The organism is Comamonas sp. FUJ_7 (assembly GCF_057369555.1).
Window position 1 is genome coordinate 40,498 of record NZ_JBXXZI010000001.1, and the last position, 26,664, is coordinate 67,161.

The window sequence follows — 26,664 nt, forward strand, 5'->3', positions numbered from 1 at the left end:
GCGATGAAGGCCACAACGGGCTTGAGGCGAATGAGGCTGCTTTGTTTACGCCATGTAAAGTAAATAAAAGTGATATGCATTTAGAATTCTGCGCTACTAGAATGCCGCCTTGCTGTGCAGGCATGGCTGGGCTCTGTAGCACCATGCGGCACTGGCCGGCTTGGCCCGGTAGCGATGCAATCCCCGAAAGTTTTGAATGACCGCGGCTTCCTCGAGCGCTCCACAGCGGGCGTATTGGCTCAAAAAATTACATGAATGGCACTGGATCAGCTCCGCCATCTGCCTGATCGGCATGCTGCTGTTTGCTCTGACGGGTTTCACCTTGAATCACGCAGGGCAGATCGAGTCCAAGCCCAAAGTGGAAACACGCGATGCGCAGCTGCCCGAAGATTTGTTGAAGAAACTGCAGGAAGCCCAGGCCCAGAGCGCGGAGGCAGCTAGCAATACTGTAGTGAGCGTGCCTGCCGAAGTGGATGGCTGGCTGGCGCAGCAGATCAATGTCAGCGCCAAGGGCTTTGCGGTGGAGTGGAGCGAGGATGAGGCCTATGTGCCCATGCCGCGCCCCGGTGGCGATGCATGGCTGCGTGTGGATTTGAAGGAGGGCGCTGTCGAGTACGAGAAGACAGACAGGGGCTGGATCTCGTACCTCAACGATTTGCACAAGGGGCGCAACACAGGCGCAGCCTGGAGTCTGTTCATCGACATCTTTGCCATTGGCTGCCTGGTGTTCTGCATCACGGGCCTGCTGATCTTGAAGATGCATGCGCAGCGCCGGCCCATGACGTGGCCCATGGTGGGGCTGGGTTTGGTGTTGCCCGTACTCCTGGTATTACTGCTCGTGCACTGAGCCCAGAAATTTTTGAAGGAAGAAGAAATGGCGAAGCGGATTTTCAAGACCACGGTGGCACTGAGCGCCGTGGTGGGCCTGCCAGCAATCGCAGGCGGCATGAATGTTTCTGTCACGGTGCCCCAGTTGCAGGTGGCCGAATACCACAAGCCCTATGTGGCCGTGTGGCTGGAAAAGGCCGATGGCAGCGTGGCCGCCAATCTGTCCGTCTGGTATGACGCGAAGATGAAGAATGCCGAGGGCACCAAGTGGCTCAAGGACATGCGCCAGTGGTGGCGCCGCACGGGCCGAGAGTTGAGCTTCCCTATCGACGGCGTGACCCAGCCGACGAAGCCTGTGGGTACCCATGCGCTGTCCTTTGCCGAAGGCAAGAACCCGCTGCCCCAGCTGGCTCCCGGTCAGTACAAGCTGATGGTGGAGGCCGCACGTGAAGTGGGTGGCCGTGAGCTGGTGTCCATTCCCTTTGAGTGGCCAGCCAAGGCTGCGACCAGCCTGAGCGCTGCTGGCAAGACGGAGCTGGGTGCGGTTAAGTTGCAGCTCACCCCCTGAGGCGCTTTGCGCCTTCCCCCTCTCTCTCTACGCGCTGCGCGCTAAGGGAGGGGAACGACACCTTCGGTGCGGGGCGGCCCTTCCTCGGTGTCTGCTTTATGGGCCGTGCCGGTTTTCTAGGCCGCGCCTTGCATCCCTGATTTGTCCCCCTTTCTGTTCTCAAGGATCTGATATGAAGTTCAAAACACGTGCTCTCGCTGCTGCCGCTCTGGCTCTGACCGTACTGGGCGCACAGGCGCATGACCTGTGGTTCAAGCCCTCCAGCACCGTGCTGTCCAAGTCGGACTGGGTGACGGTGGATGCGGCGGTGTCCAACGATGTGTTCTTCTTCAACCACCGCCCGCTGGGTCTGGACGCTGTCAAGGTCACGGCTCCCGACGGCGCTGCCGTGGAGATGAAGAATGTGGCCAAGGGCGAGCTTCGCAGCGTGTTTGACTTCAAGCCCGAGAAGACCGGTACCTATCGCGTCACCATGCTGATGACCGGCGTGATGGGTGGCTACAAGGACGCCAACGGCCAGCCCAAGCGCTTGCGCGGCTCGGTGGAAGAAGTGCTCAAGCAGATTCCTGCCGATGCCAAGGAAGTGCGCGTGACCGAGAACCTGCGCCGCATGGAGACTTTTGTGTCTCTGGGCAAGCCTTCCGAGCTGGCGCTGACTGGCAAGGGCCTGGAGCTCAAGCCCGTGACCCATCCCAACGACCTGGTGGCCAGCGAAGAAGCCACGTTTGAATTCCACATCGATGGCAAGCCCGCCGCCGATCTGGAACTGGAACTGGTGGCCGACGGCATTCGTTACCGCGACGGTGTGGATGCCATGAAGCTCAAGACCGATGCCAAGGGACGGGTTTTGATCAAGTTCCCCCGCGCTGGCCTGTTCTGGCTGAATACGGACGCGACAGACAAAAAGACCAGCATCGCCAAGGCCACCGAGCGTCGCCTGAGCTATATCGCAACGCTGGAAGTGCTGCCTTAAGCCTGATGGCTTAATGGGACGAACACGCGCCCTTCTTGGGCGCGTCGTTGTTTTCGCTTTTGCCGATCTTTTGAATCGCTGTCCATGACCTCCACACCACGTGTTCGCTTTGATGAAAGCCTCTGGCAGTTGCCTGTTTTGAAGGGGCAGTCTGTAGCCCGGGCTGCAGTGAACTTTGGCGTGCAGCGCTGGCAGAGCGTCAGCATGCAGCACCAGCAGGACGGACGGATTCATCAGCTCTCGGGCCAGACCATGGGCACGCACTGGTCGCTGCGGCTGGTCAATCCTGATTACCTGCCTATGGCGCCGGTACAGGCCATGCTGCAGCAGGTGTTTGACGAGGTGATTGCCCAGATGAGCAATTGGGAGGCGGATTCGCTGATCACCCGTTTTAATCAATCAAAACCCGGTGTAGTTCTTACCCTGCCTTCAGAGTTTGCTCATGTTCTGGAAGCGGCTTTGCACTGGGCAGCGCTTTCGGGTGGGGCCATGGACCCGAGCATGGGTGCGCTAGTCTCGCTTTGGGGCTTCGGGCCACGGCAAAACCCTTTGGTGCCGCATCTAGGGCAGACCCCGGCGGGGGCGGATATCCAGCGCTTGCTGCAGACCAGCGGCTATCGCCAGCTGCACTGGAATGCGCAAACCCGGCAATTGCCGCAGCCTGGCGGTTTGGCGCTGGATTTTTGCGGCATTGCCAAGGGCTTTGCGGTGGACTGGGCCGTGCAAAAACTCCAGGCCGCAGGCTGGACGGCGGGCCTGCTGGAGATCGGCGGAGAGCTGCGAAGCTGGGGCCAGCGGCCCGACGGGCGGCCCTGGCAGGTGCAGTTGGGCACAGGCTCGACCGATGCTGTCCAGCCGCTGGTGGTGCGCATCAAGGAAGGTGCTTTTGCGACCTCGGGCGACTTCTGGCATCAGTTCACCCTGAATGGGCGGCGTTACTCGCACACGCTGGACCCGCGCACGGGCTGGCCTGTGAGCCATGACCTGGCCAGCGTCACCGTGTTTCATTCGGAATGCATGCATGCCGATGCTCTGGCGACCGTGCTCACCGTGCTGGGGCCGAAGGAGGGCATGGACTTTGCCCGCCAGCACGACATTGCGGCGGTGCTGATATCGCACGCCACCGAGGGTGCGAAAGAGCCCCCTAGGCCGGTGCTGAAGACGCCAGCCTGGATCAACCAATTTGAGGCATGACTGTGGAATGGATTTTGACGCCCGAGCGCATTGCAGGTGCTATTGGTTTGGTAGCTGCTTACGCAGGCATGTGTTGGGGTATAGCCGCAAAAGTGCGCAAACAGCGCCTGCTGCAAGATGCGAAGAGTAGTGTCTCTCAGGGAGATGCGGCCGCGCCCGCTGTGCTGGTGGTCTATGCCAGTCAGACGGGGCAGGCTGAAGCGCTGGCTCGCGTCACGGCCCAGAGCTTGGTGGATGGCGGTTTGCAGGTGCGGCTGCTGCCCGTGGAAAAACTGACGACTGAGTTGCTGCAGCAACATGCGCACAGCCTGTGGATGCTGTCCACCACGGGCGAGGGCGATGCGCCAGATCATGCGTTGGGTTTTGTGCAGCAGCTTATGGCCACGCAGCCAGCGCTGGCCGGGCATCAAGGTCTGGTGCTGGCGCTGGGTGATCGCGAGTATCAGCAGTTCTGCGCCTTTGGTGTGCAGGTGCATGATTGGCTCAAGGGCTGCGGAGCTGGCTGTGATCTGGTCTGCGTAGACAACATGGATCAGCCCAGCCTGCAGAGCTGGCAGGCGCAGGTAGGGCAGATGCACCAGAGTCTGCTGGGTGAATCTGCAACGGCGCAGGCGCTGGCTTCCGACTGGTTGCAAGCCCCGGTGGGCCAGCCTTTTGTGCTGAGCCGCAGGCGCCTGCTCAACCCGGGCAGTCAGGGCGGGGCGCTGTATCAGCTGGACTGGGTGCCAGAGACTGGTGAGCTGCCGGCCTGGGAGTCGGGTGATCTGGTGTCGCTGTGCGTGCCAGCAGACCCACAGCGGGCACGCGAATACTCAATTGCCTCCATCGTGCAGGACGGCTGCCTGCAGCTGCTGGTGCGCCAGAGCACGCGTGCTGATGGGTCGCCGGGGCTGGCATCCGACTGGCTGTGCCGTGGCATGGCTGAGGGCGATGTGCTGGCGCTGACGCTGCGCGAGCACCGGGGCTTCAGACTGGGTGATAACGCCCAGCGGCCCCTGATTTTGATTGGTAATGGCTCAGGGTTGGCCGGCCTTCTCAGCCACATCAAGGCGCGAATTCAGCAGGGGCAAAGCGAACAATGGCTGCTGTTTGGGGAGCGAAGTCCGGAGCATGATGCGCTGTGTGCCGATCAGCTGGGGCAGTGGCTGGCACACGGCCAGCTGGCGCGGCTGGATCAAGCCTGGTCGCGCAACGGCAAGGATTCCCGCTATGTGCAGGACTTGTTGCGTGAGCATGCGCAGACACTCAGGCAATGGGTGGGGCGCGGCGCAGCCATCTATGTTTGCGGCAGTCTGAACGGTATGGGGCAGGGCGTGCACCTGACCCTGCAGGCTATTCTGGGCGAGGCCAAGGTGGCTGAAATGCTGGGCACGGGTCGCTATCGGCGCGATGTGTATTGAGCGGTGGGGGAAACAGACCGCCCAGAAACGCGAAAAGCTGGCTTTAGCCAGCTTTTTTGTCATGCAAGCGCAGTGCTTACTTGACGTGCTTACCGATCAGACCGGCCATCTCGAACATGGAGACTTGGGGCTTGCCGAAGACTTCCTTGAGCTTGGCGTCGGCGTTGATCATGCGCTTGTTAGCAGCGTCTTGCAGATTGTTGGCCTTGATGTAGACCCACAGCTTGCTGATGATTTCAGTGCGGGGCAGGGGATCTTTGCCAACCACCGCAGCCAGAGCAGCGCTGGGAGTCAGGGGTTTCATGAAGGCAGCGTTGGGAGTGCGCTTCTTAGCGGCGGGAGCTGCTGCGGGTGCTGCAGCGGGTGCCTTCTTTGCAGTTGCCATATTGCTTATTCCTAATTGGTAGTGGACTTATCACCAGCGAAATACAGCTGCAATCCACTGGCTGAGTCTGATGCTAATGGCAAAAAATCGCTCTTCCAAGCTAGTGAGCTGTTTTTTTGCCTCGATTTGTTGCTCAGAGGCTCTTTAGCGCCTGTTTCCCTGGGTTTTCCCCTCAGAGTGTTGCGAAAAAGATGCTCGCTGAGTGAGCCAGCTTTCACTTGTGCTGGTTGGGTAGTGACTGTCCGGTGCAAAGTACTGAAGATTGCCTACTTCGAATGGAGACACCCATGAGCTTTTCCCTTGAAACCCCAGGCTTCAGCACCTGTGATCTGTGCGACGCTCACATCGGCGATCACAGCGGTGACTTTCGTGTGCTGCCGCCGTTGTTTCGCAGCTACGGAGGTAAGGCTTGCTTTGCAGGTGAGGTGAGTACCGTGCAATGCCTGGATGACAACAGCCTGGTACGCGCGGCGTTGGCTGAGGCAGGAAAGGGGCGGGTGCTGGTTGTGGATGGCGGTGGTTCGCTGCGCAGGGCGCTGGTGGGCGGCAATGTGGCGGCAGCGGCTGCGCAAAATGGCTGGGCCGGAGTGCTGGTCTACGGTTGTGTCAGAGATGCTGCAGAGCTGGTCGCCACGGACGTGGGGCTGTACGCGCTGGCTCTTAACCCAATGCCGACGGTCAAGCAGGCGCAGGGATTGAGGGATGTGGCCGTGCAAATTGCCGGGCAGTGGGTGCGACCCGGTGACTGGCTGTATGCCGATACGGATGGGATTGTTCTCAGCCGCCGAAATCTTCTGCCTGTGGAAAACTGATAGCGACTGTTGCTTGATTGGTAATGCTTCCAGTCCGATTGAATGCTTTTTAAGATGGATGTGCTCTCTTGAAGCGATGCGCGCGGCAGAAGCTTGCGACAAAGCTTCGCTGTGCGGCATCAAGAGCTTTGCCTGAGAGGCTTGGGCCAAGTGGCAATGGCAACGCTGGTCAGGGCGATGCCGAAGGCCAGCATCTGTATACCGTTGATTCGCTCACTCAGAACCAGAGTCCCTTCCAGCGCCGCACTGACGGGAAGCAGTACCGTAAAAACGCCGGCCTGAGCTGCGGGAACGGCGCGCAGCCCTGTCATCCATAGCCAAACAGTCCAGATGCATGCGGCCAGAGCATAGAACAGCAGCAGACCCCATGAGGGAAGCGAGACCGCCGAAAAATCGAATTGCAAGGCTAGATATAGGCCTATGGGGGTGGAGAGGACAAAGCCCTAGAGATTGATCAGGGTTGTGATGCGCTTGGGACTGATGCTGGCGGTGAGCTTTTGACCGATGACTGCATAAGCAGCTCCACAGAGCACCGCTGCAATCAGCAGCAACTGCCCCAGGGCTTGCTGAGGGTGTGAGGCAAGGCTGCTCTCGTCACCCTTGTTCAGGGCGTTGAGGCCTATGCCAGTCACAGCAAAAACAATAGCTGCCCATGTACGTTGATCAAGGGTTTTGCGTAGAAAAGCCAACTCATGATGGCCACGACAGCAGGTATGCGGCCATGGTGACCTGCGGTGATGGCACTGGTGATGGCAACGCCGCTGATCATGCACAAGGTGAACAGAAAGTTCTCAAAGAAAGATTCAAAAACAGCAGTTGCTTGGACTGTCTGGTCAGAGTGGTTTCATGGGGGGAGGCCGCAGCCAAGCCAGCATGGCGATGCCCCCAATACCAAATCGTAACCAGGCAAGCAGCATGACCGGGAAGATGGCTGCCCAAGGTGTGGATAAGGCCACATAGCTGCCCATCAAAGACATGCTGAGTGACAGGCATAGATAGGCAAGGGGGCGGCTGGGCGTGTGCATCGGTAGATCAGGAAAAGGCGATGAAGTGGCGGTTAAGTCCAAGGCTGCGTCACGGGCCTGTTCTCTCACCTGGTTGTGTGCTGCAAGGGCTGCGGACTTGGCGGAGAGCTTTTGTACCGGACAAGAGGAAGGAGCGGTGATTTTTTGCGTACTTCGTTTGAGGGATGCCAGTTCCACGAGTTGAATTTTTATATTTTTCATTAAGCAAGAATTGAATTCCGCATAGTGATAAATGCAAATGTTGCAGTGCCGCAAAATTTCTCGATATGAGAAACTCAATTTCTTATTGTGGAAATTAAAAATAACTCTTTGATTTTGTTGATAATAAATTTAAGTCTTTTATAAGACATAAGAGTGTTTTTTAAAGACTGAAGACGTACAGTGGAACCCAAGGACGAACACTTATTCATCTTGTTTTAACCGCTAAGGAGTGCACCATGCCCCAATCTCTGAACCAGCAACTGAGCCGTGAACAGCAAATCGCCGCCCTCGAAAAGGACTGGGCGCAAAACCCCCGTTGGAAGGGCGTCAAGCGCGGCTATAGCGCTGCTGATGTGGTTCGTCTGCGCGGCAGTCTGCAGCCTGAGCACACACTGGCTCAGCGAGGGGCTGAAAAGCTGTGGGCGAAGATCAATGGCGACGCCAAGAAGGGTTATGTGAATGCTTTCGGCGCCATCTCTGCCGGTCAAGCCATGCAGCAAGCCAAAGCGGGTCTGGAAGCGGTGTACCTGTCGGGTTGGCAGGTCGCTGCTGATGGCAACACCTCCGAGACCATGTACCCCGACCAATCGCTGTACGCCTATGACTCGGTGCCGACCATGGTGCGCCGCATCAACAACACCTTCAAGCGCGCCGACGAAATCCAGTGGGGTCGTGGCATCAATCCTGGTGATGCGGAGTTCATCGACTACTTCCTGCCCATCGTGGCGGATGCTGAAGCCGGTTTTGGCGGTGTGCTCAATGCCTTCGAGCTGATGAAGAACATGATTGCCGCAGGGGCTTCCGGTGTTCACTTTGAAGACCAGTTGGCTGCTGTGAAGAAGTGCGGTCACATGGGTGGCAAGGTGCTGGTGCCTACGCAAGAAGCCTGCGAGAAGCTGATCGCAGCTCGTTTTGCGGCTGATGTGATGGGCGTGCCCACCATTGTTCTGGCGCGTACCGATGCGGAAGCTGCCAACTTGATCACCAGCGATCACGATGCCAACGACAAGCCCTTCCTGACCGGCGAGCGCACCCAAGAAGGCTTCTACCGCGTCAAGAATGGTCTGGAGCAATCCATCAGCCGTGGCGTTGCCTACGCTCCTTACGCTGATCTGGTGTGGTGCGAAACCGGCGTGCCAGACATTGGCTTCGCCCGTGAATTTGCCCAGGCTGTGCACGCTGCCTGCCCTGGCAAGCTGCTGAGCTATAACTGCTCGCCATCGTTCAATTGGAAGAAGAATCTCAACGACAGCCAGATTGCATCTTTCCAGGAAGAGCTCTCGGCACTGGGCTACAAGTTCCAGTTCATCACGCTGGCTGGTATCCATATCAACTGGTACAACAGCTTCCAATTTGCCCATGCATATGCTCGCGGCGAAGGCATGAAGCACTACGTGAACATGGTGCAGGAGCCCGAATTCGCGGCTCGCGATAAGGGCTACACCTTTGTGTCGCACCAGCAGGAAGTGGGAGCCGGTTACTTCGACGATGTGACGACGGTGATCCAGGGTGGTTCGTCCAGCGTGAAGGCGCTGGCAGGCTCCACTGAGGAAGAGCAGTTCCATTGATTCGTGCTGCATCGTGAATCTGTCTAGGTAAAAAAGGGGTTATGCGTCCGGGGCGAAAGTCTCGGGCGCTTTTTTGTTTGCCGGGTTAAAATGACAAGGTATTAATTCACAAGGGCGAGAAAGGCATCAACGGTTATGACACCGCGAACTACATCGGAGATGTATTTCAGCTGCTGAAGGCAGCTGGCGGTTCGCGCCTGCCCGAGATTTCTCGACACCTTTATCAAAGCGCGGACTGGTTCCGCGCTTTTTGCTTTCAGGCAACTCCAAAGCTCTGGCGCTGGCTTTCCCCCACACAAATTTGGTTTGACAAGGAATTTCATGATCAACATCACGCTCCCCGATGGCTCCAAGCGCGAATATCCCGGCCCGGTGACGGTGGCCGAGGTCGCAGCCTCGATTGGCTCTGGTTTGGCCAAGGCCGCACTGGCCGGCAAGATCGAAGGCAAGGTCGTGGACACCAGTTTTGTGATCGAGCAGGACAGCCCTCTGTCCATCATTACTGCCAAGGATGCCGATGGCCTGGATGTGATCCGCCACTCGACGGCCCACTTGCTGGCTTATGCGGTCAAGGAACTGTTCCCCGACGCTCAGGTCACGATCGGCCCTGTGATCGAAAACGGCTTCTACTACGACTTCTCGTACAAGCGCCCCTTTACGCCTGAAGATTTGGCGGCCATCGAAAAGAAGATGACCGAGCTGGCCAACAAGGACGAACAAGTGGTGCGCCGCGTGCTGCCGCGTGATGAGGCGGTTGAGTACTTCAAGGGTCTCGGTGAGGCGTACAAGGCCGAGATCATTGCCTCTATTCCCAGCAATGAAGACGTGAGTCTGTATCGTGAAGGCGCTTTTGAAGACCTGTGCCGTGGCCCTCACGTGCCCAGCACCGGCAAGCTAAAGCACTTCAAGCTGATGAAGGTGGCTGGTGCTTACTGGCGCGGCGATCACCGCAACGAGATGCTGCAGCGTATCTACGGCACTGCCTGGGCAACCAAGGATGAGCTCAAGGACTATCTGTTCCGCTTGGAGGAGGCTGAAAAGCGCGATCACCGTAAGCTGGGGCGTGAGCTGGATTTGTTCCACATCGATGAGCACTCGCCAGGAACCGTGTTCTGGCACCCCAAGGGCTGGTCGGTCTGGCAGCAGGTTGAGCAGTACATGCGCAAGGTTTATCAGGACAACGGCTATCAGGAAGTGAAGGCCCCCCAGATCTTGGACAAGACCCTGTGGGAAAAGACCGGTCACTGGGATAAGTACCGCGAAAACATGTTCACGACCGATTCGGAAAAACGTGAATATGCCTTGAAGCCCATGAACTGCCCGGGCCACATCATCATCTTCAAGCAAGGCATCAAGAGCTACCGCGATCTGCCTTTGCGCTTTGGTGAGTTTGGTAACTGCCACCGCAACGAGCCCACCGGCTCGCTGCACGGCATCATGCGCGTGCGTGCCTTCACGCAGGACGATGGTCACATTTTCTGTACCGAAGATCAGATTCAGGCCGAAGTGACAGCCTTTACCGCGCTGCTGCAGAAGGTGTATGCCGACTTTGGCTTCACCAATATCTTGTATCGCCTGTCGACGCGACCTGAAAAGCGCATCGGTAGCGATGAAGACTGGGACAAAGCTGAGAATGCGCTTGCCGAGGGTCTGCGAGCATCGGGCTGTGAGTTTGAATACCTGCCTGGTGAAGGTGCTTTCTACGGTCCCAAGATTGAGTACACCCTGAAGGATGCTCTGGGTCGTGAATGGCAGTGCGGCACGATTCAGGTGGACCCCAATTTGCCCGAGCGTCTTGATGCGGAATTTGTGGGTGAGGATGGCGAGCGCCATCGCCCCGTCATGCTGCACCGTGCCATTCTGGGGTCGCTGGAGCGTTTCATCGGCATTTTGATCGAGCACCACTCGGGCGCGCTGCCCGCTTGGCTGGCTCCTGTGCAGGCTGCCGTGCTCAATATTACGGACGCTCAGGCGGACTATGCGCAGGAAGTGGCGCAAAAGCTGCAAAAAGCATTGCCGAATCAAAGCCTTAGAGTGGTGACTGATCTGCGCAATGAAAAGATTACGTATAAAATACGGGAGCATTCCATGCAAAAGCTGCCCTACATCCTTGTCGCAGGCGATAAGGAGAAGGCGGCTGGTGCGGTTGCAGTGCGCGCCCGGGGGAATAAAGACCTCGGTGTGATGTCGGTTGATGCGTTCATTGAACTGCTGACCAAGGACATCACGGCAAAGGCCTGAAGCAGATTAAGTTTTGTGGCGGGCCGGCCAGCGCGCAATGCACGCTAGCCGGCTACGCTGTTGTAGCCATTTCAATCCAAGGGTGAAAACCATAGCTACTGAATTTCGCGATCGGCGCCACCGTGAAGAGCGCAAGCATCGACTGAACCGAGAAATCATGGCGCCTGAAGTGCGTCTGTCTGGTCCTGATAACGAGCCTCTGGGCATCGTGCCTCTGCAAGAGGCACTGCGCATGGCCGGCGATTTGGACGTTGACTTGGTAGAGATTGCAGCTACTGCATCTCCTCCTGTCTGCCGTTTGATGGATTACGGCAAGTTCAAGTACCAGGAACAGAAGAAGGCAGCTGAAGCCAAGGCCAAGCAAACCGTCATCGAAATCAAGGAAGTGAAGTTCCGCCCTGGTACGGATGACGGCGACTACAACATCAAGTTGCGCAACATCCGCCGCTTCCTGGCTGATGGCGATAAGTGCAAGATCACGCTGCGTTTTCGCGGTCGTGAAATCACGCACCAGCAACTGGGTCTGAATCTGCTCAATCGTCTGCGTGACGATCTGGCCGATTCCATTCAGGTGGAGCAGTTCCCCAAGCTGGAAGGTCGTCAGATGATCATGATGATCTCCCCAGCTCGTGCGATGAAGAAGCCTGCTGGGGCTGCAAAACCCCAGGCAGATGGCGCTTCTGCTGCACCTGAGGCTGCAGATAAGGCATAATTGCCGTTTGCTTTTGCAAGCAAAGGTGGGCTTGGCCCACTTTTGTTTTGTGGAGCAAAGAAGAATTTGCAGGCTTGCCCTGCAAAGCGCCAGAAGAATGAAAGTTCAGCTGGTGAACAAGTGCCTCGGAGGCTAGCGAAGTGTGTGCAGGTTGCACACCGCCTTGCGAGCACAAATTCAATAGGAGCATTCACATGCCCAAAATGAAGACTAAGAGCAGCGCGAAGAAGCGTTTTCGCGTTCGTCCAGGTGGTACCGTCAAGCGCGGTCAAGCCTTCAAGCGTCACATCTTGACCAAGAAGACCACGAAGAATAAGCGTCACCTGCGTGGCATTACCTCCGTGCATGAAGGCGATATGGGCTCCATCGCAAAGATGCTGCCTTCCGCTGGCCTGTAATTCACTGACGAACTAGGAGAAAACACATGCCTCGCGTCAAACGTGGTGTAACGGCTCGCGCCCGCCATAAAAAAGTTCTGAATCTGGCCAAGGGTTTCCGCGGTCGCCGTGGTAACGTCTTCCGCGTTGCCAAGCAAGCGGTGATGAAGGCTGGTCAGTATGCCTACCGTGACCGTCGCAACAAGAAGCGCGTGTTCCGCCAACTGTGGATCGCTCGTATCAATGCTGCCTCGCGTGAACTGGGTCTGACATACAGCCAATTCGCCAACGGCCTGAAGAAGGCTGCCATCGAAATCGACCGCAAGATGCTGGCCGATATCGCTGTGCACGACAAGGCTGCTTTTGCAGCTATCGTCGACCAAGTCAAGGCCAAGCTGGCTGCCTAAGGTCACGATCGGTAGTTACTCTTGATTTAGTAGCTGCTGGTGCACAAACAGCAAGGGCTAGGGCTTGAAAAGGCACTAGCCCTTGTTTATTTTTAAGATTCGATAAAGAGTCGATATGAACGAGTTGGATTCTCTGGTCGAGAGCGCGCAACAACTGTTTGCGCAGGCCGCCACCCCCGCTGATCTGGAAAACGCCAAGGCGCAGTTTTTGGGCAAGTCGGGCAAGATGACCGAGCTCATGAAGGGCATGGCGCAGCTTTCCGTCGAAGAGAAAAAGTCGCGCGGCGCTGCCATCAACGTAGCCAAGCAGGCCATCGAAGCGGCTTTGACTGCCCGCCGCAAGGCCTTGGCTGATGCCGAGTTGCAAGCCCATCTGAAGGCCGAAGTACTGGATGTGACCCTGCCCGGCCGCCGCCGCGGTACCGGTGGTCTGCACCCCGTGTCGCTGACGCTGGAGCGTATCGAGGGCATTTTTGGCTCCATGGGTTTTGATGTGGCCCAGGGTCCCGAGATCGAATCCGACTGGTTCAACTTCACGGCGCTGAACACGCCCGAAGACCACCCCGCGCGCTCCATGCACGACACCTTCTATGTGGAAGGCGGCACCCAGCACGCGCCCAATTTGTTGCGCACGCACACCAGCCCCATGCAGGTGCGCCATGCCGTGCAGCATGTCAAAAAATATCGCAATGCGCTCGATGCCGGTCAGACCATGCCCGAGATCCGCGTCATTGCTCCCGGCCGCACCTACCGTGTGGACTCGGACGCCACCCACTCGCCCATGTTCCACCAGTGCGAAGGCCTGTGGATTGGCGAGAACGTGAGCTTTAAGGACCTGAAGGTCGTGTTCACCGACTTCTGCAAAACCTTCTTCGAGCAGGATGACCTGGTGCTGCGCTTCCGCCCCAGCTTCTTCCCGTTCACCGAGCCTTCGGCTGAAATCGACATCCAGTTCCAGAGCGGCCCATTGGCTGGCAAGTGGCTGGAAGTGGCGGGCTCCGGCCAAGTGCACCCCAATGTGGTGCGCAATATGGGCCTGGATCCTGAAAAGTACATCGGCTTTGCCTTTGGCATGGGCCCCGACCGCCTGACCATGCTGCGTTATGGCGTGAATGACCTGCGCCTGTTCTTCGACGGCGATATCCGCTTCCTGTCGCAGTTCCAGTAATTAAAAAAGTGAGCTGCTTGCGAGCGTCCATCAAGATTTTCAAGTCAATTTGATATTGAAACCCTTATGCACCGTGCGCTAACAGCTCCTCTTTTGAAAGTACGCATGCCCAGCCAGTTGCAGACCGTCTGCAGTGCAGCTGGCATGAACGCCAAAGAGTCTGACTATGCAATTTCCTGAATCCTGGTTGCGCGAATACTGCAACCCCAACCTGACCACCCAGCAGCTGGCCGATACCCTGACCATGGCCGGTCTGGAAGTGGAAGAGCTGGATCCCGTGGCGCCTCCCTTCACCGGCATCGTGGTTGGTGAAATCAAGGAGGCCGTGCAGCACCCCGACGCCGACCGCCTGCGCATCTGCCAAGTGGATGTGGGCGGCCCCGAGCTGCTGAACATCGTCTGCGGCGCGCCCAATGCACGCGTGGGCATCAAAGTGCCTTGCGCCACGGTGGGTGCAGAGCTGCCACCCGGCCCTGACGGCAAGCCTTTCAAGATCAAAGTGGGCAAGCTGCGCGGCGTGCAGAGCTTTGGCATGCTGTGCTCGGCCAAGGAACTGGGTATCGACGAAGACGCTAGCGGTCTGCTGGAATTTCCCGTCGATGCGCCCCTGGGCCAGAACGTGCGCGAGTACCTGAATCTGGACGACACGCTGTTCACCCTCAAGCTCACGCCCAATCTGGCGCACTGCCTGTCGGTCTATGGCGTGGCACGCGAGTTGTCGGCTCTGACCGGTACGCCTTTGAAGCAACTGTCTTTCCCCGCCGCCACCGTGGTTTCGCAAGACAAGCTGCCCGTCAAGATTGAAGCCACCGATCTGTGCGGCCGTTTCTCGGGCCGTATCGTGCGCAACGTCAACACGCAGGTGAAGACGCCTCAGTGGATGGTGGATCGTCTGGCCCGCTGCGGCCAGCGCTCGGTCAGCCCCCTGGTGGACATCTCCAACTACGTGATGTTCGAGCTGGGTCGCCCCAGCCATATCTTCGATCTGGACAAGATCAGCGGCGGCCTGAATGTGCGCTGGGGCAAGGAGGGCGAAACGCTCAAGCTGCTCAACGGCAACACCATCAAGATCGACGACTTCATCAAGGTCGGCGTGATCGCCGACGACAAGGAAGTTGAATCGCTGGCCGGCATCATGGGTGGCGACGCCACCGCCGTGTCCGACGACACGAAGAACATCTATATCGAAGCCGCGTTCTGGTTCCCCAAGGCGGTGGCTGGTCGTTCGCGCCACTTCAACTTCTCGACCGATGCCGGTCACCGCTTTGAGCGCGGCGTGGACCCCGAGTTCACCACCGAGCACATCGAGCGCATCACCGCGCTGGTGCTGGAAATCTGCGGCACGCCCGATACGCAAGTCTGCGCCATGGATGACCACAAGCCCAATATGCCTGCCTCCAAGGCAGTGCAGTTGCGCGTGGCCCGTGCGGTGAAGGTCATCGGTATGCCTGTGACTCAGCAGCAATGCCTGGACGCCTTGAATGGCCTGGGCCTGCCTGCGACGGTGGCTTCTGAAGGCGTGATCTCTGTCACGGCGCCTACCTTCCGCTTTGACATCAATCTGGAAGAAGATCTGATCGAAGAAGTGGCCCGCATGATCGGTTACGAAAACCTGCCGACCACCAAGCCGCTGGCCCCGATCTCGCCCAAGCTGCGCGCTGAAAACGAGCGCAGCCCCTTTGGCGTGCGCCGCGAACTGGCAGCTCTGGGGTATCAGGAAACCATCAACTTCAGCTTTGTCGAGGAAAAGTGGGAGCAAGAGCTGGCTGGCAACACCAATGCCATCAAGCTGCTCAACCCCATTGCCAGCCATTTGAGCGTGATGCGCTCGTCGCTGCTGGGATCTCTCCTGCAAGTTTTGAAGTTCAACGTAGACCGCAAGGCTCAGCGCGTGCGCGTGTTTGAGCTGGGCCGCGTGTTCTTCAAGGACGACTCCGTGGTCGATTCCGACACCACCGTCAAGGGCTTTTACCAGCCAATGCGTGTGGCCGGCCTGGCCTACGGCGCTGCCGATCAGCTGCAGTGGGGCAGGGCAGAAGCCAAGGTCGATTTCTACGACGTCAAGGGCGATGTTGAAGCGTTGCTGGCCCCGGCCAAACCCGTGTTTGAGCCTGCTGAGCACCCTGCCATGCACCCCGGCCGCTGCGCCCGCGTGCTGCTGGACGGCAAGGCTATCGGCTTTGTCGGCGAGCTGCACCCCCAATGGCGCCAGGAATGGGATCTGGCCCAGGCACCCGTGATGTTCGAGCTGGAGCTCGATGCCGTGCTGGCGCGCCAGGTGCCGGTTTTCAAGTCTGTGGCCAAGCACCAGGCCGTGGAGCGTGACATCGCGGTGGTCGTCAAGGAAGCTGTGACTCACGCACAGGTGATGGAAGCCGTACAAAACGGAGTGAAGGGCGGTATTCTGCGCTCGGCCACACTGTTTGACGTGTTCCGACCCAAGAAGCTTAAGGCCGGCGAAGAAGCTGCGCCGGGTGCGCTGGCCCAGGATGAAAAGAGCCTGGCTGTGCGCCTGACGCTAGGTAGCGATACAGCATCGCTGACCGATGCCGAGATCGACACTGCCATGCAGGGCGCGATTGCAGCTCTGACCGAACGCGTGGCTGCACGTCTGCGTTGATATGTTCAATCCACAAGGAGATCGACCCATGGAGCTAGCCGTAGAAAGCATCGACAGCCCCGCGTTGACCAAGGCGCAGCTGGCCGATCTGCTGTTTGACGAAATCGGGCTGAATAAACGCGAAGCCAAGGATATGGTGGATGCGTTTTTCGACCTGATCTCGCAAAAGCTGGTGGATGGCGAAGACGTCAAGCTCTCGGGCTTTGGCAACTTCCAGATCCGCACCAAGGCCCCGCGTCCCGGTCGCAACCCGCGCACTGGCGAGCTAATTCCCATCGCCGCTCGCCGCGTGGTGACCTTCCATGCCAGCAGCAAACTCAAGGAACTGATTCAGGGCGAAGGCTCGGGGTCTTAATACAACCAGTCGATCGACTGGGAAAACGAGGGATGCGGCTGTCAAGCTGTGCATCCTTCATTGAAAGAGCTGACAGTCTTGTGCCGCAAGTGGTGCAAGGTCCTGTCAGCTCTTCGCGCTATATTGCGAGAATCTACGCAAGCAGGATGCCTTGGCGGACCTTTCTATCGAAAAATCACCGTCCTGATCCGAACTTGCGCAGCCCTGATTGCATACCTTTCATCCACTCTTTTCTGACTGCTTGCAAACAGCCATGGCTTCATCTTTGCCTGCGATTCCTGCCAAGCGCTATTTCACGATCGGTGAGGTTGCCGATCTGTGCGACGTCAAGCCCCATGTGCTGCGTTACTGGGAGCAGGAGTTTGTGCAACTCAAGCCTATGAAACGGCGCGGCAATCGCCGCTATTACCAGCACCATGAAGTGCTGATGGTGCGCCGTATCCGGGAGCTGCTTTATGAGCAGGGCTTCACCATCAGCGGCGCGCGCAATCGCTTGCGAGAGCTGGTCGGCGCAAGAGGCAAGGCGGAAGATCCATCGCAGACAGATGCTAAACAAGTGCTGGCCCAGAGTGCCGAGACCAATCTGGCGTTGGATGCCATGCTGGGACAGCCCCCTTGGGATGCGGCCAAGCCTTTCAGCCTGGAAGAGGTCAAGGAAGAGCTTTTGCAGATCAAGGCTCTACTTTCTCTTTAGGACTTGATTTCTGTGTATAATTGAAGTCTTCGGAATGTAGCGCAGCCTGGTAGCGCACTTGCATGGGGTGCAAGGGGTCGCGAGTTCGAATCCCGCCATTCCGACCAATTTAAAAAGGCCTGTGATGAAAATCACAGGCCTTTTTCTTTGGCTGTGGCTCATGCAGGGTATGGGCGCTGGAGTGCATGTCACCGGTTTCAGCGCAAGAAGTCCTCAATCAAGCGGGCCACAGCTTCTGGTTGGTCGTGGTGCAACATATGTCCAGCATTCTGGACGGTGGCGATTTGGCACTGTGGAATGTGCTGGAGGCGCTGATGGTAATGCTCCAGCGTATAGCGGCCCTTGTACCACTGGTCCAGGCTGTCATCGGAAGCCTCGACGCACAGAGTGGGGGCTGTAATAGCCGACAAGCAGGCGATCGCCTCATCGACGCGATACAGATAAGGGTTGGTGAGTTTGTGGGCCGCATCACCAAGCACATGCCAGCGGCCTTGCTCATCGGGGGCAGACCAGTGATGAGCCAGCCACAAGGCCTTGTCGCGCGGCAGGCGGTGGTTGGTCTTTTGCAGGCGGTCTGCCACGGCTTCGACAGAGGCATAAGGAGCCAGGCCCAGGCCGCCTGAGCGTTGCTCGCGCAACTGATCCATCCATTGTGCAAGTCGGCCAGGTGCATGGTTGGGCGCTGTCTCCGGCATGCCAAAGCCTTCGAGATTGATAAAGCGGTGCACGCGCTCAGGGCGGGCGCCGGCATACAGGCAGGAGACGTTGCCGCCCATGCTGTGGCCGACCAGGTCAATAGGCTGTGCGGGAGAGATGTGCTCCAGCAGCATGTCCAGATCGGCCAGGTAGTCGCTGAAGTAGTAGCTGTCACAGGGCTGTGACGTTCGGCTGAGGCCAAAGCCGCGCCAGTCGTGGGCGACGATGCGGCGCCCTTGTATGAACGAGTCTCCAAGCGCATCCACTACAAATTGCCAGGAAGCAGCCACGTCCATCCAGCCATGGGCCAGCACCAATACAGGCAGGTCTGGGTTGATGGGGCCATGGCTCCAGCTGCGCAGGTGGTAGTGCATCTGGCGCACCGGCAGCATGTGCGATTGACAAATGCGGCGGGGCTGGTAGTGAGGCAGGCAAGAGGGGGAAGTGAGAGAGGGAATTTGAGTGTTGTTGTGCATAAAGTCTCCTGTCTTCATTATTGCCGGGCTCGCTGCCATGCTCGTCGTGGTGGAGACAAGGGGTGAACAAAGCCCGCACGCTGTATCTTGCATGGGGGCTTCGAAGGTGAGCAGGCAAGAATGGGCAAGAAAGCAGTGAATGCACCATGGTCTTGCGATGTGAGGACATAAACTTGCTCACATGACTTCCCTTTCCTCTTCTCCACATCTTTCCATGCCTGCTGTTGCTCTGGGCCAGAGCGATCTGCGGGTCAGTCCCATTTGCCTGGGCACCATGACCTTTGGCGAGCAGGTGGATGAGGCCGAGGCTTGGCGCATCATGGATCGTGCTGTCGAGCGCGGTGTAAATTTTTTCGATACCGCCGAGATGTATGCTGTGCCTGCGCGCCAGGCTACCTGTGGTGCGACGGAGAGCATTATTGGACGCTGGTTTCAGGCAAGGCCCGGTGTGCGCGAGCAGATCACCTTGGCCAGCAAAGTCGCTGGCCCTTCTCGTTCCATGCCCTGGATTCGCGAAGGGGCAGGCATGACGGCGCAAGACATCGTGCATTCTTGCAATGCAAGCCTTCAGCGTCTGCAGACCGAGACCATTGATCTTTACCAGATTCACTGGCCAGAGCGCCATGTGCCTGCCTTTGGCAGCATGTATTACGACCCGGCCAGCGAAAGCTCGGCCACATCCATCCACGAGCAGCTCGAAGCCCTGGCCGCGTTGGTCAAGCAGGGCAAGATTCGCACTATCGGCCTCTCGAACGAAACGCCTTATGGCGTTCATGAGTTTGTGCGGCTGGCCGAGCAGCATGGGTTGCCGCGCGTGGCGGCCATCCAGAACCCTTATTGCCTGGTCAATCGCAGCTATGAGAATGGGCTCGATGAAACCTGTCACCGCCTCCATGTTTCGTTGCTGGCGTATTCGCCGCTGGCTTTTGGCTTGCTGACGGGCAAGTTCGATCATTTCGCGCCGCATGAAGCTGGCGCGCCCAAGGATGCGCGTATTGCCAAGTATGAGTCCGTGCAAAAGCAGCGCTGGGGGCGCGCCGATGCCTTGGCGGCTGCGCGGCGCTACAACGCGCTGGCGCGTGAGCATGGCATGACGCCGGTGCAGATGGCGCTGGCGTTTTGCTATACGAAATGGCAAGTGGCCAGCACCATTATTGGTGTGACCTCGGTTGCGCAGCTCGATGAAGATCTGGATGTCTGGGGCACGCATTTGCCTGAGGACTTGCTGGTCGAGATTGATCAGATTCGCTGGCAGATGCGTGATCCTGCGGTCTGAGGTTTTGAATATTCGGTGAAAATGCCATCTGGCTCATATACCTAAAGGGCTGATAGCTATCAAAGTTGAATCATGGCGAAAAAAGACAAAAGCACCCATGTGAGCGAGACCCCGGCGACGCAACTGCTCAAGGCGAACAAGGTGGAGTTCACTGAGCACCCTTATGACTATGTCGAGCATGGTGGCACGGAAGAATCGGCGCGCCAGCTCGGTCTGGATGAGCATGCAGTCATCAAGACGCTGGTCATGCAGGATCAGGATGCCAAGCCGCTGATTGTGCTTATGCATGGTGACTGCAAGGTCTCCACCAAGAACCTGGCCCGCCAGATCGGGGCCAAGAGCGTGGAGCCTTGCAAGCCCGAAGTGGCCAATCGCCACAGTGGCTATCTGGTGGGTGGCACCTCTCCGTTCGGTACCAAGCGTGCCATGCCGGTCTATATCGAAGAGAGCATTCTGGCGCTGCCGCGCATTGCCATCAATGGCGGGCGACGTGGCTATCTGGTGCAAATGGCTCCTGAGGCTTGTACCCGGCTGCTCAATGCCCGGCCAGTGCAGTGCGCGCTGGCAGAATAGGGCCCTGCCTGCGCTGCAGGCTCAAAATCAAACCATCATCTGTGTCGCCTGCGATTGCAGGCGGCTTTAAGCGCCAGTCTCTGGCCGAGGAATTCTCTTGAGCGCCCTCTATCCCCTGATTGCCGTTATTGCGGCTTATTTGATTGGTTCCCTGTCTTTTGCGGTCATCGTCAGCCGTGTCATGGGCCTGAATGATCCGCGGACTTACGGTAGCGGCAACCCAGGCGCGACCAATGTGCTGCGCTCGGGCAGCAAGGCAGCAGCGGCTGTCACCTTGCTGCTGGATGCGCTCAAGGGCCTTGTTCCCGTGGTGCTGGTCAAGGCTTTTGGTGCGGAGTTCGGCCTGGGTGAGAGCACGGTGGCGCTGGTTGCTCTGGCGGCTTTCCTGGGGCATTTGTACCCCGTGTTTTTTGCCTTCAAGGGTGGCAAGGGGGTGGCCACCGCGCTGGGCGTGCTGCTGGGTATCAGCGGCTGGCTGGGTCTGGCCACGGCGCTGACCTGGCTCATCGTGGCGATGTTCTTTCGCTATTCGTCGCTGGCAGCTCTGGTGGCTTCGATTTTTGCGCCTGTTTACTACGTGCTGTGCAGCGGCATCGTGTGGGATGCGGAGACCCCCATTACCGTAGCCATTGTGGTGATGGCGGCTTTGCTGCTCTGGCGTCACCGCGAGAATATTCAGCGCCTGATCGCTGGCAAGGAGTCCAAGCTGGGTCAGAAAAAAGGCGATGCCGCCAAGGCGGACGCCGCAGCAATCTCTGCAGGCAAGAAGGCTGGCAAGAGCAAGCGACGTTGAGGCTGTGGGTGTTTTTAGGCTTTTTGACGACTGAGCCCAAGCCAGTCATGCGTGTGCAGCTCTTTATTGGATAGCAAGAAATATGGCATCCAGCCCATCGCAGCGCGATTACAGCGCGCCCTGTCCTGGTTGTGGCGCGCCGGTTCATTTCGCCAGTGCGCAGTCCAGCTTTGCTGTCTGTGAGTTCTGCCGCAGCACCGTGGTGCGTGATGGAGAAACGCTCAAGCGCATCGGCTCCATGGCCGAGGTCTTCGAAGACTACAGCCCATTGCAATTGGGTGCCTCGGGCATGGTCAAGCGCAGTGGCAAGCCCGAGCCTTTCACCCTGGTGGGGCGTGCGCAATACAAAAGCAAGGCGGGCAGTTGGCTGGAGTGGGTGGCTGCGCTCAGCGGTGGTGAGTTGGCCTGGCTGAGTGAGGACAACGGCAGCTTTGTCTTTGCTGTCAACTGGCAGCCACCGGGCTGGAATGTGACGGAGTTTCAGGCCCGCGAATGGCGCATGGGCCGAGAGGTCAAGGCAGGGGAAGAGTCCTTCACAGTTACCAGTGTTCAGGATGCCCAGCTGATGTCTGCCCAGGGCGAGTTGCCTAAGTTACCGGAGCAAGGGAAAGCATTCAAGCTGGTAGAGCTGCGCAGCGACAAAGATCAGATTCTCTCCATCGACTTCAGCGGCAAAAAACCTGCGTTCAGCCTGGGGGCTGCAGTGGCGCTGGACGCTTTGCAGATGCAGGGCTTGCGCAGCAGCGCCAAGAAAAGCACGCAAGGGCGCCACTTCAACTGCCCCAACTGCGGTGCCGTGGTGCCGGTGCGTTTTGACACCACCAAGGCCTTGAGCTGCCCCAGCTGCGGCAGTCTGATCGACATGTCCAAGGGCATGGGCGGTGAGCTGAGTTATGCCGAGCAGCGCCGCAAGATCAAGCCAGCCATTGCTCTGGGCAGCGAAGGAATGCTTGATGGCCTGAAGTGGCAGGTCGTGGGCTTTCAGCGCCGCAGTGGGCGAGGGCTGGGTGAAGACGAGGACGACAGCTTTACCTGGGATGAATACCTGCTCTACAACAAGAAGGCGGGTTTTTCGTTCATCGTTGACTCGGAAGATGGCTGGAGTACGACGAGGGTTGTCAACGGCGCACCCAAGCTCAGCAAGAGCGGAGCGACGGCTACCTATCTGCAGCGCAAGTACCAGCGCGACTATGCGTATCTGGCCGAGACAGACTATGCCGAAGGCGAGTTTTACTGGCCGGTGTTCAAGGGGGCCAAGTCCAGCAATGTGGACTATGTGAACGCGGGCAAGAAGTCCACGCTGGCGTTGGAGACGGCCAACCAGGAAACTACCTGGAGCCATGGCCAGAGCGTGTCGGCAGAAACCATTGCCCAGGCTTTTGGCGTGAGCAAGCTCAAGGACCGCTCGCAGGTCAGCCCCCTGTCGGGCAGCGGCTTCAGCTGGGGCACGATTGTGTTCTGGCTGTTTGCTCTGCTGTTCATTTTTCCGTTTTTGCGTGCCTGCGTCTCCAGTCCTGACTGCGACCCACGCACCGACCCCAACTGCAGCTATACCCGCTCCAGTAGTGGCTCTTATGGTGGTTACACCTCGGGCGGCAGCCATAAGTAGGCGTTGCGCCGCTAGGCCGCCTGCCCTTTATCTCATTACAGGAGAGACATCATGAATTTTGACTGGTTCAGTGCACAAAGCTTCTTCGGCTCCATCCTCTACGCTCTGGTGGGTGTGGTGGTGTTCTGGCTGTGCTTCATCATCATCGACAAGATCACGCCCGTGGACATGTGGGCCGAGATTGTCGAAAAGCACAACAAGGCGCTGGCCATGGTGGTGGCCGCCATGTGTCTGGGCATCTCCATCATCGTCGCTGCGGCGATTCACTGAGGCTCTCCCTGAGCGGCTTTGCCGCTTCCCCCTCTGTGCTTCGCGGAGGGGATAACAGCATCGCTGCGGAGCGGCCCTTGCTTGCTGTCTTTTTTGCTGGTGTGTGCCAGTTTGGGCGGCTGCTATCTCTAGAAAATTAAGGCGATTTGATGACTTCGACGCAGCCAGAGCAGAGCGGCGCTCCTCAGGAGCAGGGGCCGCGGCCTATTGATGTGGCGCTGCTGGCCAGTGTGTTTGTGATTGCAGCCTGCGGTTTGCTTTACGAGCTGGCTGCGGGGGCATTGGCGTCCTATCTGCTCGGTGATTCGGTGCTGCAGTTCTCCACCATCATCGGCACCTATTTGTTTGCCATGGGCATTGGCTCGTGGCTGTCGCGGTATTTCGAAGATCAGCTGCCCGCGCATTTTCTGCGGGTGGAGCTGATGGTGGCGCTGGTTGGCGGTGCCTTGCCGGCCGTGCTGTTTCTGGCCAATGCCTATGCACCGGGCGCTTTTCGCTTTTTGCTCTACGGCATGGTGATGGTGGTGGGCATGTTGGTGGGGCTGGAGATCCCGCTGGTCATGCGCATCTTAAAGCGCAATGCCTCACTCAAGGACCTGGTCTCCAAGGTGCTGACCTTTGACTATCTGGGTGCGCTGGCCGTGTCGCTGGCCTTCCCGATTGTGCTGGTGCCCAAGCTGGGGCTGGTGCGAACGGGACTGCTGTTTGGCTTCATGAATGCGGCGATTGCCGTGTGGGCTCTGGTGTTGTTCAAGCATGAGCTGCGCAATCTGCGCGCACATGCCTGGGCCTGTGCGCTGGTGTTGTTGGCGCTGGGCGGCGGCATTGTGGGGGCGGATCAGCTCACCAAGCTGGCGGATGACCATTTTTATCAGGACCGCATTGTGCTGAGCAGCAGCTCGCCCTATCAGCGCATTGTGGTCACGCAGGGAAGGCAGGGCGCACGTCTGTACCTGAACGGCAATCTGCAGTTTGCTCAGAGCGATGAGTACCGCTATCACGAAGCGCTGGTTCACCCCGCCATGGCGGCGCATGGTGCTCCCAAGAAGATAGCGGTTCTGGGCGGTGGTGATGGCATGGCAGTGCGTGAGGTGCTCAAGTACGCTAGCGTGCAAGCGGTGACCCTGGTGGAGCTGGACCCAGCCATGACAGATCTGTTCCGCAGCAATGCCATGATGACGGCGCTCAATGGCAATGCGCTCAACGACCCGCGCGTGAGCATCGTCAATACCGATGCTTTTCGCTGGCTGCAGGAAACAGCCGAGATGTTTGATGTGATCGTGGTGGACTTTCCTGATCCCACCAATTTCGCCATTGGCAAGCTGTTCACCAACAGCTTTTATTCGCTGCTGGACAAGCGACTTGCGGCCAGTGGCTATGCCGTGATCCAGACCACCTCGCCACTGATTGCACGCCAGAGCTTCTGGACCGTGGTGCAGACCGTGGAGTCGATCGGACTGACAACCAAGCCCTATCACGCGCATGTGCCCAGCTTTGGTGAATGGGGCTTTGTGCTGGCCAGCCACCGTCCTTGGCGCGAGCCAGAGACACTGCCAGAAGGCATGCGCTTTTTGACACTGCCCACGTTGCGGCAGATGTTTGACTTCCCTGTCGACATGGCGCGCGTGCCCACCGAGGTGAACCGCCTGTCCAATCAGGTGCTGGTCAACACCTATGAGCGCGAATGGGGCAAGGTGGAGCATTGATGGCAGGGCCAGTCATCAATCGCCGTCAGTCCTTGCAATGGGCCGGTGCTGCAGCGCTGGGGCTGTCGGGCTGCAAGCCTGCAGAGCCTCTGCTGGAGGACCTGCCCGGTGGCTTTACGGGTGTGGCGCTGGAGCGCGGTCATAGTCTGCGCCCCTTTTGGCAGCGTCTGGCCCAGGGGCTTGCGCTGCCTGCGCCTGCTGTAGAACATCGTGCGCCTGTGGTGGTAGCGGGAGGCGGTATGGCCGGACTGGCGGCAGCGCGTGCGCTGGAGCTGGCGGGCGTGCAAGGCGCCGCCTTGCTGGATACCCAGGCTGCCATGGGTGGCAACAGCCAAGGCGGGCAGATCAAAGGCATTGCCTGCCCGTTGGGCGCGCACTACCTGCCTGTGCCCGGAGACGATGCCTGCGAGGTGCAGGACTGGCTGGAAGAGCTGGGTGTGCGCCAGCGTGTGGCTGGTCGTTGGCGTTATGACGAGCGCTATCTGTGCCATAGCCCGCAAGAGCGACTGTACTGGCAAGGCAACTGGCATGAGGGCTTGCTGCCCGTACAGGGAGTAAGCCAGCGCACGCTGGATCAATATGCCTTGTTTGAAAAGCTGGTTGGAGCGGCGATGGGTGCTGCGCGCTTTGCCATGCCATCGATTCGAGTCTGGCAGCGAGCAGGGCAGCTCCCCCCCTCTCATGCCGAACTGGATGCCCAGCGCTTTGACCACTGGCTGGCGGCTCAGGGGCTGGATGACGAGTGCCTGCTCTGGTATCTGGACTACAGTTGCCGCGATGATTTCGGTGCCGGGCTGGGCAGGGTGTCCGCATGGGCGGGTATTCATTATTTCGCCAGTCGCCACGGCTTTCATGCACCGCGCCTGCAGCTTGAGCATGACAGTGCTGACGAGGGCGAGCAGGTGCTGACCTGGCCTCAAGGAAATGGCTGGCTGAGCCAGCAGTTGGTGGCAAGGTTGAAGGCCACACATCTGCAGACAGACTGCAGCGTGCTCGCCATCACGGAAGATGCGGGCGGCGTGCAGGTCGATACCTGGCACAATGGCCGCCAGCAGCTTGAGCGCTGGCTGGCTGGGCATTGCGTGGTGGCACTGCCTACTTTTGTGGCTGCGCGTGTGGTGCGCAACGCCCCTGATTTTCTGAGGATGGTGGCGACGCGGCTGGACTGGGCGCCCTGGCTGGTGGCCAATATTCATCTTGATCAGCCGCTGGCGGACTATCCTGGTGCAGAGCCCGCTTGGGACAATGTGATGTATAGCGATGGCAATGTCGGTGGCTTGGGCTATGTGGATGCAGGCAATCAGCGGCTGGATCGAGTCAGTCGCCAGCCTACGGTGCTCAGTTACTACCAGGCTTTGGGCGATTGGGGCGATGGCCGCAGGCATTTGCTGGAGCAGCCCTTTGCCTTTTGGCGTGACCGGATTGTGAAGACGCTGAGCGAGCCACATCCTGATTTGCAGCGGCGGGCGACACGCATGGAGATTAGCCGCTATGGTCACGCCATGGCGATCCCGCGCCCCGGAGATCAGAAAGTTTTGAGTGAAATTGGCCTCAAATTCAATCAGGTAAAGCGCAAGCAGCTATCGAATGGGGAGCGTTTCAGTGCATTGCCTACGCCGGCAACAACGCGCCTGAGCTTCGCGCATTCGGACTGGGCGGGCTATTCGGTATTGGAGGAGGCCTTCACGCGGGGGCACCATGCCGGTCTGATCGCTGCTGCTGGCTTGGGCGGGTAGT

General features: G+C 58.6%; 24 protein-coding genes, 1 tRNA gene and 1 pseudogene. 23 read left to right on the plus strand and 3 right to left on the minus strand.

From position 1 onward, the window contains the following. Positions 1 to 196: 196 nt before the first annotated feature. The 5 genes from AC2I9W_RS00200 (at position 197) to AC2I9W_RS00220 (ending at position 4,963) form a co-directional block, all read left to right on the plus strand. Positions 197 to 847 carry a PepSY-associated TM helix domain-containing protein gene (locus AC2I9W_RS00200; protein ID WP_486408100.1) on the plus strand — a complete coding sequence of 217 codons (651 nt, stop codon included), beginning with the start codon at positions 197 to 199 and terminating at the stop codon, positions 845 to 847. 27 nt (positions 848 to 874) lie between these two features. Next, on the plus strand, positions 875 to 1,396 hold the full coding sequence (locus tag AC2I9W_RS00205; protein ID WP_486408101.1) for a DUF2271 domain-containing protein: 522 nt from the start codon (positions 875 to 877) through the stop codon (positions 1,394 to 1,396). Between the two features lie 172 nt (positions 1,397 to 1,568). Beyond that, positions 1,569 to 2,369: a DUF4198 domain-containing protein gene (locus AC2I9W_RS00210; RefSeq protein WP_486408102.1), complete on the plus strand. Its 801-nt coding sequence runs from the start codon at positions 1,569 to 1,571 to the stop codon at positions 2,367 to 2,369. Between the two features lie 84 nt (positions 2,370 to 2,453). Further along, complete coding sequence (locus AC2I9W_RS00215; protein ID WP_486408103.1) at positions 2,454 to 3,563, plus strand: FAD:protein FMN transferase; 1,110 nt, start codon at positions 2,454 to 2,456, stop codon at positions 3,561 to 3,563. Further along, positions 3,560 to 4,963 (plus strand): sulfite reductase subunit alpha, encoded by a 1,404-nt coding sequence (locus AC2I9W_RS00220; RefSeq protein ID WP_486408104.1) that lies wholly within the window; start codon positions 3,560 to 3,562, stop codon positions 4,961 to 4,963. Before AC2I9W_RS00215 ends, AC2I9W_RS00220 begins: the two co-directional genes overlap by 4 nt. A gap of 76 nt (positions 4,964 to 5,039) precedes the next feature. Here the strand turns inward: AC2I9W_RS00220 and AC2I9W_RS00225 are convergent, their stop codons facing one another. Next, a complete protein-coding gene (locus tag AC2I9W_RS00225) occupies positions 5,040 to 5,348 on the minus strand; it encodes an SWIB/MDM2 domain-containing protein (RefSeq protein ID WP_003053560.1) in 309 nt (102 codons plus the stop codon). Between the two features lie 287 nt (positions 5,349 to 5,635). Between AC2I9W_RS00225 and rraA the strand changes: the two genes are divergently transcribed. Continuing rightward, on the plus strand, positions 5,636 to 6,160 hold the full coding sequence (gene rraA / locus AC2I9W_RS00230) for a ribonuclease E activity regulator RraA (RefSeq protein WP_486408105.1): 525 nt from the start codon (positions 5,636 to 5,638) through the stop codon (positions 6,158 to 6,160). Between the two features lie 119 nt (positions 6,161 to 6,279). On the opposite strand, the pseudogene AC2I9W_RS00235 reads toward rraA, so the two are convergent. Continuing rightward, positions 6,280 to 7,185, minus strand: a pseudogene (locus AC2I9W_RS00235) (DMT family transporter). A 437-nt stretch (positions 7,186 to 7,622) separates the two neighbouring features. Between AC2I9W_RS00235 and aceA the strand changes: the two are divergent. The 10 genes from aceA to AC2I9W_RS00285 all read left to right on the plus strand — a co-directional run bounded on the left by aceA (position 7,623) and on the right by AC2I9W_RS00285 (position 17,635). Beyond that, positions 7,623 to 8,954, plus strand: a complete 1,332-nt coding sequence (aceA, locus tag AC2I9W_RS00240) for an isocitrate lyase (RefSeq protein ID WP_486408106.1) — start codon at positions 7,623 to 7,625, stop codon at positions 8,952 to 8,954. Between the two features lie 321 nt (positions 8,955 to 9,275). Next, the gene (thrS, locus tag AC2I9W_RS00245) at positions 9,276 to 11,195 is read left to right on the plus strand and encodes a threonine--tRNA ligase (protein ID WP_486408107.1); all 1,920 of its coding nucleotides are present in this window, start codon (positions 9,276 to 9,278) and stop codon (positions 11,193 to 11,195) included. An 82-nt stretch (positions 11,196 to 11,277) separates the two neighbouring features. Next, positions 11,278 to 11,907, plus strand: coding sequence for a translation initiation factor IF-3 (infC, locus tag AC2I9W_RS00250; protein WP_158390969.1), 630 nt, complete (start codon positions 11,278 to 11,280; stop codon positions 11,905 to 11,907). Positions 11,908 to 12,101: 194 nt separating this feature from the next. Then, on the plus strand, positions 12,102 to 12,305 hold the full coding sequence (gene rpmI / locus AC2I9W_RS00255; protein ID WP_158390970.1) for a 50S ribosomal protein L35: 204 nt from the start codon (positions 12,102 to 12,104) through the stop codon (positions 12,303 to 12,305). Positions 12,306 to 12,331: 26 nt separating this feature from the next. Further along, complete coding sequence (gene rplT / locus AC2I9W_RS00260; protein ID WP_158390971.1) at positions 12,332 to 12,691, plus strand: 50S ribosomal protein L20; 360 nt, start codon at positions 12,332 to 12,334, stop codon at positions 12,689 to 12,691. Positions 12,692 to 12,806: 115 nt separating this feature from the next. Further along, the gene (gene pheS / locus AC2I9W_RS00265; RefSeq protein ID WP_158390972.1) at positions 12,807 to 13,859 is read left to right on the plus strand and encodes a phenylalanine--tRNA ligase subunit alpha; all 1,053 of its coding nucleotides are present in this window, start codon (positions 12,807 to 12,809) and stop codon (positions 13,857 to 13,859) included. A 166-nt stretch (positions 13,860 to 14,025) separates the two neighbouring features. After that, on the plus strand, positions 14,026 to 16,479 hold the full coding sequence (pheT, locus tag AC2I9W_RS00270) for a phenylalanine--tRNA ligase subunit beta (RefSeq protein ID WP_486408108.1): 2,454 nt from the start codon (positions 14,026 to 14,028) through the stop codon (positions 16,477 to 16,479). Between the two features lies 1 nt (position 16,480). Beyond that, a complete protein-coding gene (locus AC2I9W_RS00275; RefSeq protein WP_486408109.1) occupies positions 16,481 to 16,834 on the plus strand; it encodes an integration host factor subunit alpha in 354 nt (117 codons plus the stop codon). Between the two features lie 253 nt (positions 16,835 to 17,087). Next, entirely contained in the window at positions 17,088 to 17,528 is a 441-nt protein-coding gene (locus AC2I9W_RS00280; RefSeq protein ID WP_486408110.1) for a MerR family transcriptional regulator, read from the plus strand. A gap of 30 nt (positions 17,529 to 17,558) precedes the next feature. After that, positions 17,559 to 17,635 (plus strand) — tRNA-Pro (locus AC2I9W_RS00285). 90 nt (positions 17,636 to 17,725) lie between these two features. On the opposite strand, the gene AC2I9W_RS00290 is transcribed toward AC2I9W_RS00285, so the two are convergent. Next, positions 17,726 to 18,700 (minus strand): alpha/beta fold hydrolase, encoded by a 975-nt coding sequence (locus tag AC2I9W_RS00290; RefSeq protein WP_486408111.1) that lies wholly within the window; start codon positions 18,698 to 18,700, stop codon positions 17,726 to 17,728. Between the two features lie 214 nt (positions 18,701 to 18,914). Here AC2I9W_RS00290 and AC2I9W_RS00295 point away from each other — a divergent pair, with 214 nt between their 5' ends. From AC2I9W_RS00295 to AC2I9W_RS00325, 7 genes are all read left to right on the plus strand, one after another. After that, the gene (locus AC2I9W_RS00295) at positions 18,915 to 19,976 is read left to right on the plus strand and encodes an aldo/keto reductase (protein WP_486408112.1); all 1,062 of its coding nucleotides are present in this window, start codon (positions 18,915 to 18,917) and stop codon (positions 19,974 to 19,976) included. A 72-nt stretch (positions 19,977 to 20,048) separates the two neighbouring features. Then, positions 20,049 to 20,549 (plus strand): Cys-tRNA(Pro) deacylase, encoded by a 501-nt coding sequence (ybaK, locus tag AC2I9W_RS00300; protein WP_486408113.1) that lies wholly within the window; start codon positions 20,049 to 20,051, stop codon positions 20,547 to 20,549. 97 nt (positions 20,550 to 20,646) lie between these two features. Further along, positions 20,647 to 21,342 carry a glycerol-3-phosphate 1-O-acyltransferase PlsY gene (gene plsY / locus AC2I9W_RS00305; protein ID WP_486408114.1) on the plus strand — a complete coding sequence of 232 codons (696 nt, stop codon included), beginning with the start codon at positions 20,647 to 20,649 and terminating at the stop codon, positions 21,340 to 21,342. An 82-nt stretch (positions 21,343 to 21,424) separates the two neighbouring features. Next, a complete protein-coding gene (locus AC2I9W_RS00310; RefSeq protein WP_486408115.1) occupies positions 21,425 to 22,951 on the plus strand; it encodes a DUF4178 domain-containing protein in 1,527 nt (508 codons plus the stop codon). Between the two features lie 51 nt (positions 22,952 to 23,002). Beyond that, entirely contained in the window at positions 23,003 to 23,221 is a 219-nt protein-coding gene (locus AC2I9W_RS00315) for a DUF350 domain-containing protein (RefSeq protein WP_486408116.1), read from the plus strand. A gap of 149 nt (positions 23,222 to 23,370) precedes the next feature. Beyond that, the gene (locus AC2I9W_RS00320; protein ID WP_486408117.1) at positions 23,371 to 24,927 is read left to right on the plus strand and encodes a polyamine aminopropyltransferase; all 1,557 of its coding nucleotides are present in this window, start codon (positions 23,371 to 23,373) and stop codon (positions 24,925 to 24,927) included. Next, complete coding sequence (locus AC2I9W_RS00325) at positions 24,927 to 26,663, plus strand: FAD-dependent oxidoreductase (protein ID WP_486408118.1); 1,737 nt, start codon at positions 24,927 to 24,929, stop codon at positions 26,661 to 26,663. Before AC2I9W_RS00320 ends, AC2I9W_RS00325 begins: the two co-directional genes overlap by 1 nt. Position 26,664 lies beyond the last annotated feature (1 nt).

Coding starts and splice junctions, on each gene's coding strand:
- AC2I9W_RS00200 (WP_486408100.1), top strand. CDS start 197: ATGACCGCGGCTTCCTCGAGCGCTCCACAGCGGGCGTATTGGCTCAAA.
- AC2I9W_RS00205 (WP_486408101.1), top strand. CDS start 875: ATGGCGAAGCGGATTTTCAAGACCACGGTGGCACTGAGCGCCGTGGTG.
- AC2I9W_RS00210 (WP_486408102.1), top strand. CDS start 1,569: ATGAAGTTCAAAACACGTGCTCTCGCTGCTGCCGCTCTGGCTCTGACC.
- AC2I9W_RS00215 (WP_486408103.1), top strand. CDS start 2,454: ATGACCTCCACACCACGTGTTCGCTTTGATGAAAGCCTCTGGCAGTTG.
- AC2I9W_RS00220 (WP_486408104.1), top strand. CDS start 3,560: ATGACTGTGGAATGGATTTTGACGCCCGAGCGCATTGCAGGTGCTATT.
- AC2I9W_RS00225 (WP_003053560.1), bottom strand. CDS start 5,348: ATGGCAACTGCAAAGAAGGCACCCGCTGCAGCACCCGCAGCAGCTCCC.
- rraA (WP_486408105.1), top strand. CDS start 5,636: ATGAGCTTTTCCCTTGAAACCCCAGGCTTCAGCACCTGTGATCTGTGC.
- aceA (WP_486408106.1), top strand. CDS start 7,623: ATGCCCCAATCTCTGAACCAGCAACTGAGCCGTGAACAGCAAATCGCC.
- thrS (WP_486408107.1), top strand. CDS start 9,276: ATGATCAACATCACGCTCCCCGATGGCTCCAAGCGCGAATATCCCGGC.
- rpmI (WP_158390970.1), top strand. CDS start 12,102: ATGCCCAAAATGAAGACTAAGAGCAGCGCGAAGAAGCGTTTTCGCGTT.
- rplT (WP_158390971.1), top strand. CDS start 12,332: ATGCCTCGCGTCAAACGTGGTGTAACGGCTCGCGCCCGCCATAAAAAA.
- pheS (WP_158390972.1), top strand. CDS start 12,807: ATGAACGAGTTGGATTCTCTGGTCGAGAGCGCGCAACAACTGTTTGCG.
- pheT (WP_486408108.1), top strand. CDS start 14,026: ATGCAATTTCCTGAATCCTGGTTGCGCGAATACTGCAACCCCAACCTG.
- AC2I9W_RS00275 (WP_486408109.1), top strand. CDS start 16,481: ATGTTCAATCCACAAGGAGATCGACCCATGGAGCTAGCCGTAGAAAGC.
- AC2I9W_RS00280 (WP_486408110.1), top strand. CDS start 17,088: ATGGCTTCATCTTTGCCTGCGATTCCTGCCAAGCGCTATTTCACGATC.
- AC2I9W_RS00290 (WP_486408111.1), bottom strand. CDS start 18,700: ATGCACAACAACACTCAAATTCCCTCTCTCACTTCCCCCTCTTGCCTG.
- AC2I9W_RS00295 (WP_486408112.1), top strand. CDS start 18,915: ATGCCTGCTGTTGCTCTGGGCCAGAGCGATCTGCGGGTCAGTCCCATT.
- ybaK (WP_486408113.1), top strand. CDS start 20,049: ATGGCGAAAAAAGACAAAAGCACCCATGTGAGCGAGACCCCGGCGACG.
- AC2I9W_RS00310 (WP_486408115.1), top strand. CDS start 21,425: ATGGCATCCAGCCCATCGCAGCGCGATTACAGCGCGCCCTGTCCTGGT.
- AC2I9W_RS00315 (WP_486408116.1), top strand. CDS start 23,003: ATGAATTTTGACTGGTTCAGTGCACAAAGCTTCTTCGGCTCCATCCTC.
- AC2I9W_RS00320 (WP_486408117.1), top strand. CDS start 23,371: ATGACTTCGACGCAGCCAGAGCAGAGCGGCGCTCCTCAGGAGCAGGGG.
- AC2I9W_RS00325 (WP_486408118.1), top strand. CDS start 24,927: ATGGCAGGGCCAGTCATCAATCGCCGTCAGTCCTTGCAATGGGCCGGT.